This is a genomic window from Enterococcus sp. AZ191 (assembly GCF_051713845.1).
Lineage (GTDB): Bacteria > Bacillota > Bacilli > Lactobacillales > Enterococcaceae > Enterococcus_B > Enterococcus_B durans.
The window spans coordinates 1-7379 of record NZ_JBIOQS010000006.1 but is presented as its reverse complement, the minus strand read 5'-3'; the positions used below and the strand labels follow the sequence as shown (position 1 = coordinate 7379).

The window sequence follows — 7379 nt, the reverse complement described above, 5'->3', positions numbered from 1 at the left end:
AGGAGGCTGGTGGACGTTCCAGCGTTGTTTTAATGCGAAAGACTATGAAGACACCATAGGGCGCCCAGAAGCCCGTAGAAAGCTCCACAGGAAGTGGAGACGTAATTTTGTACAAACGAAAAAAATCCGTGAATTATACGATAGTTATGCGGTGATTAATAAGATGATTGCGGCTGAAAAGGAGCATAAAAAATGTTAGAGGATTTGGAAAGTATCTTTTTTTTAGTTTTATTATTTGCGTTTGTTTTATCATTTTCATGGAGGAAAGGTTTATGAATGATCAAGAAAAAATTACTGCGTATTTAAAGAAATATCCGTTCTTGGTTTGTAATCCTTTGATTTATAATCCTTTCTTTTTCTATACAATTTTTTTGAAAAGAATAGAAAATATTGATGAACATTGGGATTCTCTTTCTTTGAAGTTTATTGAAAATATAAAAAAGAAGTAGATATATGGCGCTGTCAATTATAAATGTCTGACTGAGCGGAGCGAGGGAATTTATGCATTGACAGCTACAAACGATATCCCAGACCCTTAAATTTCTCTCTTTGGTATGAAATGCCGAAGAGAGCTGCCTACCGGCGAGGGTGCCCCTCGAGAACGAGGGGGTGGGGAGTTGAAGTTTAAGATAAAAAAATGTCCCTTGCATACACAAACAAGGGATAAAAATAAAAGTTTTTAGGTTGAAATGGATGATCTTCTCATGTAATAAAACTAAGTTAAGGAAAACTCATTTTTGATTATAAGGGTGTGTATGATTTCATACTACTTTTTGTTTTTGTTCTTTTTCTATTTTTTTCTATTTTTTCTTGGATAAAAAAAAATAATTGGGCCTTCTTTTTTTGAGAGCGTGGGGAAGTTGATGGTTAAAATAAAATGGTCCCTTGCATACACGAACAAGGGACTAAAAAACAAGATTTGATATCAGCTAGATAGGTTGATATGAAATGCAAAAAGAAATAATCGTGTATGAATTTATTTTATTTGTTTTCATTTCTCTATTTTGAGTTTTATCTATATTTTTTATTTTTTGAAAAAAACAATCGTACCTTACTTATCTTGAGATTGTGGGGAAGTTGATGGTTAAAATAAAAATGGTCCCTTGCATACACGAACAAGGGACTAAAAACAAGATTTGATATTAGTTAGATAGTTTTTTTTGATATGGAATACAAAAAAACAGAAAAAATGTGTATGTGATTATATTATTTATTTTATTTTCTTTATTTTGGTTTTTATCTTTTTTTTATTTTTTTTAATTTTTTAGGCATTTAGACTTCATAAAAAATAGCCTTGCATTGCAAGAAGGCCAGTGATAAAGTTTAAGTGTCGAATTCAAACTAAATATCAGAAAGGCAACTTGTAACGTAAGACTATTTTTTTATGTATGCATTAGGGGCATACGTCTTCTTATCTACGAGTTAAGGGTATATGAGAAATGAAAAAAAATCAAGAAGAAATTACTTCAGAAAGTTTAAATAATGAAAATTTAGGTGTTCGAGATCGTGAAAAAAGAACAACGTTAAATGAGTGGGAAAAATTAACCGCACCCTCTAACAGGCGGTTAAGTGTGGAAGATAGGGACACCCTTATTAAACTTACCTGGTCAATAGATAGGATTACCATTGTTGGAAAGCTTAAAGAAAACATTTGGTATCGGACTAATAATGGAACTATTTTAGTTAATTTTGAACAACTTATGCGTTTGAATGAAAATAATGGTTTTCTCGAAGCAGTTGGTCAAAATTCTTGGAAATTATGTGATCATTATGGGGAAAACATTGCTTTTATTGAGATGCTTAAGTTTCAAAAAGGTTATGGACGCATTGATTTTAATCCGAATAAAATTGGAGAATTTCTTTCTGGTAGTATGAAGAACTTTATTCACGATTTATTTTTAGAGCCCCATTTTTCACGTGCAGATATAGCTTGCGATATTATTGATGTTCCAGATGATTTTATAACTCAGTATAGAGTTGTTGATTCTGTTTCTTTTAAACCTATTTATGGTCGTTCTGGTGCTCTTGAGACAGCTTATTGGGGTAGTCGCTCAAGTGAACGTCAAATACGTATGTATAATAAAAAATTAGAACAACAAAACAAGAAGAAGGTTATTCCAGATGAAGTTAATACTTGGTGGCGTTTAGAGTTGCAATTAAGACGTGGTAAAGCTAATGAGTGGCATAATATTGTTAATGAAAGTCTTGATAGTTTTTGTTCTCCGCATTATCTGCCTTCTCATGTTAAATCTATAGATAAAATAATGATTGATGGTTTAATTGCAGATCATTCTAATTGGTCGATTTTATCTCGTAAAACTAAGTATAAATATAGAGATATTTTGAAACTTGAATCTAAAAATGATGAACTTACTCAACATTTAAGAGAAAGTTTTTCAGAGAGTGCTGATGAATTAAAAAAAGAACTCGATACTTGGTTACTTGGTTTAGACGTTAGTGGTAAGTAAAAAATGAAATCCAATTTTGGGTTTCGTTTTTTTTTGAGTAAATTAATCTTTTTTATTTATTGTATATTTTTCATGGGGTATTTTGTGTGATTGAAATTTATGATATATCTGAATTTTATAAATTAGGATTTTCTTTTTTTGATTTATTTGATTACACGTTTTTTTTATTTCTTTTAAATAGAGATGGATATGTTTTATATAGTCCTGTTGATATTTCGATATATGATATAAATAAAATTTTTTGTTTTAGTGTAAAAATATTATATTAGGGATGATATTTTTGGAAAATGTATTATTAAAATTATTTAATGAATTTGATGATTTATATCAATTATTTATTATTCAGAATTCTTTTTTACAATTGTTATTATTATCTTTAGTTTTTTTTATTTTATATTTTATTTATTTGATTATATATTCTATCTTTATGGCTATTATTAATATATTTTTTGATACTTCTTTAACAGGAAGACAAAGAAAATATAATAGATTAGTTAAATCTGCTTTAAAAAAACAAAAAAAGGTTATACATGAAAATTATAAATCAGGAAAAACAGATTCTAAGGATTTCAAAGAAATTTATAATAAGACAAAATGATTTTATAATGTTTTTTGAAGACAAAATAACTTTGAAGAATATAGCATAAAACCCAACCCACTTTAGTAGGTTGGGTTTTATATGCACTTTAGGTTTTATAGGCTAGATAGCAACTTGCTTTTTTTGTTGCTGTTTTTATTATATTTTATTTTAGCTTTTTATTTTTTTGAGTTTCTATTTTTAGTATATTGATTTTTTAATTTTAGTGAAAAGTAAATAGTATTTTTGATTTTATTGTTTTTATATATTATAATTGGATTGTGGAAACGAAATGATTTGGAACAATATAGCACAAAACCCAACCTATTGCAGTAGGTTGGGTTTTTTTATGCACTTATTGTGGATTATAAGCGTGTGGGTTAGAAAGCAACTTGCTTTTAGTTATCTTCTTTCTCGTCTAACCAGTGAGAAACTAGGGTGTTTACTAGAGCCACAAATAGTGGAGCGATAACTAACGAAATGATTTGGTAAAACAATATAGCCACCCCCTTTTGGGGCAAGTTGCCTTTTTCATTATACTTTATTTTTTATTATTTTTGTTTGGTTTTTGAACATGCTATATGTGTTAATATTAATAGAAAAAAGCTCTTTTTGAAGTGAGGGATTTGATGGGAAGAAATAGATTGGATTATCAAGAGAAAAAGAGAGCTAAAAATGTTAGTATTAATAATAAAATTTTAGATGAAGCCGAAAAGTTAAATCTTAATTTGTCGGCTATTCTTGAGGATTCTTTGTTTTATTATATATATAAAGCTAGTGATGAAGAACGTGAAAAATACAGTAAAAAAAAGAGTTGAAAAAGCTTTGTTTTTTTTATAATATATTTATGCGCACAAAAATAAGTTCGCGTAATTTTTGTGTAGTTTAAGAAGGGATGTAATGAATATGAATGAAGTATATGAACAAGTAGAGTTAGTAGGATTTCACAATTATAAAGTAGATGGTGTAGATCGAGCAAAATTGAGTTGTTTAGTTCCTTATCCTGTGAACGAAGGTTTTGGGAAGAAAGTAGCATATGAAATTACTGAGAATCTTGCAATTCTTTCTATTTTTACTCAAAAAGTGCCTTGTGAGGTTACTTTAGTTAAGAAAATGACCCGTAATTATAAAGGTTTTTTAGAGCTTGAATTGGTGGGGATTTTAGATGGATGGAACAGAGAATAATATAATTCAAATTCCTGAGTTAAAAGATACTAGAGCAGGTTTTCAAGTTGATACGACAGATTTTGACAATTTATTAAAACAGGAAGGATTGTCGAATGATACGAAAGCTATAATACAGGCTCAAAAGTACAATTATATAGCTCTAGTTGATTTTTCGATGAACCATGACTATTGGATGAGAAGTTATATATATCCTTATCTTTATCAATCTTCAAATTTTATGGATATGGTTTATTCTGATCAATTAACTAAATTAAAAGAGTATTTTGTCTCTTTTGATGAATTTAAAACTGAATATTTTAAGGAGGTGCAGGCTTCTGAACAGGCTAGAAATGACTTATTAGAAAAAGTTACGAATGTTTCTTTGAATACTGAGAAAATTTCGGGGGATAATTTCAATATTTTAGATCAAAAAATAGGATCAATACAAGCCCAAACTTATATTGATCCTTCTGCACAACAGCTTGAAATCGGCTTTCATACTGCTGGCTATATCTTTATTGTTTTTATTATACCAGTTTTGATCGCAGGTTTCTCTATTTATAAAATTTATCAATCAATTTTAAGATCAATTTTTTAATTATTGGAGGAATATTTTATGAAAAATTTGAAAGAAAAAATTATGAATGCAAGCTTTAAAACACGTTTATTTGTTACTGGTGCGGTAGCTTCTGTTTCTACTTTAGGTCCTGCGGCTTTCGCTGATGAATCTGTTTCTTCAGGTGCTAGAGCTGTAAGATCTGCTTCTACTGATGCTGTTTCAACTACATTGAATGAAATAAAAACTGGTGCTACTGAGGTTATTTCTGGTGGTTTACCAATTCTTTTATCTATCGGCGGGTTAATTGCTGTAGCTTTTGCAACTGTTAAAATTGCAAAACGTTTCTTCGGTAAAGCTGTTTAATCGAATAACTGAATAGACATTCTTCGGAATGTCTATTTTTTTATTAGGAGATGTTCTATGAAGAATAGATTATTTGTTTTGATAGCTATTTTTTTTACTTTTTTTAGTTTTGACAAGGTTCATGCGAATACTGCTACTTTGAGTTTTTCTGATGCTCCTACGATTGCTGATTATAAGAGAATTAGAGGACCTGGAAATTTGAAGTATGTGCTTTTGGGACTTGCTGGTCTGGCTGTTGGCGGTGTTGCTGTTAAAAACTGGGACGAGCTTGAAGAAAAAGGGAGATCGATTGGTATTGGTCTTACAGCTTCTGAGATGGCTGAATTTGTTTTTGAGAATACCACTGCTGTAGCTTTTACTGCTTTTAGTTATAGTTTGATTCAAAATGCTTTGAAACAAGATTATGTAGTTGAAAATAAAAATTATTTTGATGGTTCGGGGTTTTATAAACCTTTAAACGCCGCAAGTATTCAAGCAAATGATGGTTTTTATATTGATTTGGCGAATCTTTTTGGCGCTAATATAGCTTATCTTACTGCTAGACCTATTGCGAATGGTTTTGAAGTGGATTCTGATGGCAATATGTGGATGAATACTCTCGAATTGACTGTTAGGTCCGGAGGCTTTTCTCAGTATACGCCTGAGATTGGTTTTGTTTCTACTCCTGCAGCGAATCCGCTTGGTGCTTTACGTGTGATTACTACTACTCCTGATTCGGTTACTTATGGTTTGACTACCACTGGAACAACTAAAGATTTAACGTATTTGAAGGTGAAGCGTGGTTATGATTCTATTGATTATCCTATAGGAGTTTTAACAGGATTAGATATAGATGTCCGTGTTGGAACTATTACAAAGACGTTAGCTGGTAGTGGTACTCTTGCGAAAGATGTTGCCATTGGAACTCAGTTGACTTTTGATGAAACAAAACCTATTACTCAAACTGGTGTTGTTGATGGTGCGTTGGTTGATGATATTGCAATATCCACGCCTATCGAAAATGTCGGTACTGGTGAAGGTGCTGGTTCTGATACTGATGTTGATGTTGGTTCTGGTGTGATAGGTGGTGCTATTTCTGGTATTTTGACATGGCTTAAGGATTTTTTTGTTCCTGATTTTGACGGGATACAAGACTCTTTTTCTGATTTTATTGATCGCTTAAAAGATAAATTTGATTTTATTTTTAAGTTGATTGATTACATTAAATCTTTGTTTTCTAGCAAGAAATCTTTATATGATTTTTATGTTGTTTATCGTGGAGAAAGGTTGTACCCATTTCCTAGAAGCTGGTTTGGTAGTTTTGTTCCTGTTGTTAGAAATGTAGCGAATATTTTTGTCTTTTTGTGGACATGTATCACGATTTACAAGCGTCTTGTCGGGGAAGGTGATGTTATTGCTACTTAAAATGTTTGTCGATTTTTTTGTAGGTATCTTAAATTTTATTGTTGATTTGTTTCCTACGATAAAATTTCCTTCCGCAGAAGAGTTGAATTTCTCTGCTTTTTCGGATACTTTGGCATATTTTGACACTTTGGTTAGCTTTAAGCTTGTTCTTGCGTGTATTACTGCAATTGTTGTCGTAGACAATTTAGGCTTTCTTACACGTATTCTAAGATTTATTTTGAGCAAATTCTCGCTTGGTTAATATTTTTTTTCGCGGGGCGCATGGGACGCGCGAGCGCCCCCGCGCACGCGAAAAAAATATAACCTGCGAAATTGCTCGAATAATTTTGAAAGGTGGATAAAGTGAATTGAAACGTGAATTTGAGATTTTGTCGAATCAAAATGTATTTGTTAAGTTGTTTCGATTTTTAAAATGTAAAATCAAAGATTTATTTGATCATGAAGAGCGAAAAAGATTTAAAATGTATGGTTTAACAATCTTTGCAGGAATGCAAGGTAGTGGGAAAACAATGAGTTTGGTTGAACAGTTAGAAAGGATTAGGAAGAAGTATCCTGATGTAGTGATTTGTACGAATTTTGGTTATATCCATGAAGATGTCTCTCTTGACTCATGGGAACAGATTTTGACTCTTCGCAATGAAGCGGGGATAGTATTTGCAATTGATGAGATACAGAATGAATTTGATGTTTATGATACTCGGAATTTTAGTTCTCGTGTTCTTGCGGTTGCGACGCAACAACGAAAACAACAGATAAAAATATTTGGTACGAGTCAACACTTTAGTCGTGTGACGAAACCTTTACGTGAACAAACCTTTGAAGTGGTTGAATGTTATACGGT

10 protein-coding genes and 1 pseudogene are annotated in these 7379 nt (G+C 31.2%); 10 read left to right on the top strand and 1 reads right to left on the bottom strand.

The window, feature by feature from the left end:
• From IGI47_RS14000 to IGI47_RS13985, 4 genes and pseudogenes are all read left to right on the top strand, one after another.
• Window positions 1–199: pseudogene (locus IGI47_RS14000) on the top strand (hypothetical protein); the annotation flags it as partial.
• Between the two features lie 73 nt (window positions 200–272).
• Window positions 273–449, top strand: coding sequence for a hypothetical protein (locus IGI47_RS13995; protein WP_438784557.1), 177 nt, complete (start codon window positions 273–275; stop codon window positions 447–449).
• Between the two features lie 990 nt (window positions 450–1439).
• A complete protein-coding gene (locus IGI47_RS13990; protein WP_438784556.1) occupies window positions 1440–2468 on the top strand; it encodes a replication initiation factor domain-containing protein in 1029 nt (342 codons plus the stop codon).
• A gap of 280 nt (window positions 2469–2748) precedes the next feature.
• Entirely contained in the window at window positions 2749–3066 is a 318-nt protein-coding gene (locus IGI47_RS13985; RefSeq protein WP_438762224.1) for a hypothetical protein, read from the top strand.
• Window positions 3067–3443: 377 nt separating this feature from the next.
• On the opposite strand, the gene IGI47_RS13980 is transcribed toward IGI47_RS13985, so the two are convergent.
• Window positions 3444–3551, bottom strand: a complete 108-nt coding sequence (locus IGI47_RS13980; RefSeq protein WP_438724057.1) for a type I toxin-antitoxin system Fst family toxin — start codon at window positions 3549–3551, stop codon at window positions 3444–3446.
• A gap of 138 nt (window positions 3552–3689) precedes the next feature.
• On the opposite strand from IGI47_RS13980, the gene IGI47_RS13975 reads away from it, so the two are divergent.
• The 6 genes from IGI47_RS13975 to IGI47_RS13950 form a co-directional block, all read left to right on the top strand.
• A complete protein-coding gene (locus IGI47_RS13975; RefSeq protein WP_438784555.1) occupies window positions 3690–3863 on the top strand; it encodes a type II toxin-antitoxin system CcdA family antitoxin in 174 nt (57 codons plus the stop codon).
• 82 nt (window positions 3864–3945) lie between these two features.
• A complete protein-coding gene (locus IGI47_RS13970) occupies window positions 3946–4230 on the top strand; it encodes a hypothetical protein (RefSeq protein ID WP_438762222.1) in 285 nt (94 codons plus the stop codon).
• Window positions 4211–4810, top strand: coding sequence for a hypothetical protein (locus IGI47_RS13965; RefSeq protein ID WP_438784554.1), 600 nt, complete (start codon window positions 4211–4213; stop codon window positions 4808–4810). Before IGI47_RS13970 ends, IGI47_RS13965 begins: the two co-directional genes overlap by 20 nt.
• Before the next feature lie 18 nt (window positions 4811–4828).
• The gene (locus IGI47_RS13960) at window positions 4829–5134 is read left to right on the top strand and encodes a hypothetical protein (RefSeq protein ID WP_438784553.1); all 306 of its coding nucleotides are present in this window, start codon (window positions 4829–4831) and stop codon (window positions 5132–5134) included.
• 57 nt (window positions 5135–5191) lie between these two features.
• Window positions 5192–6538, top strand: coding sequence for a hypothetical protein (locus IGI47_RS13955; RefSeq protein WP_438784552.1), 1347 nt, complete (start codon window positions 5192–5194; stop codon window positions 6536–6538).
• Between the two features lie 347 nt (window positions 6539–6885).
• Window positions 6886–7379 (top strand): hypothetical protein (locus IGI47_RS13950; protein WP_438784551.1); only part of this gene is annotated, 494 nt, incomplete at its 3' end.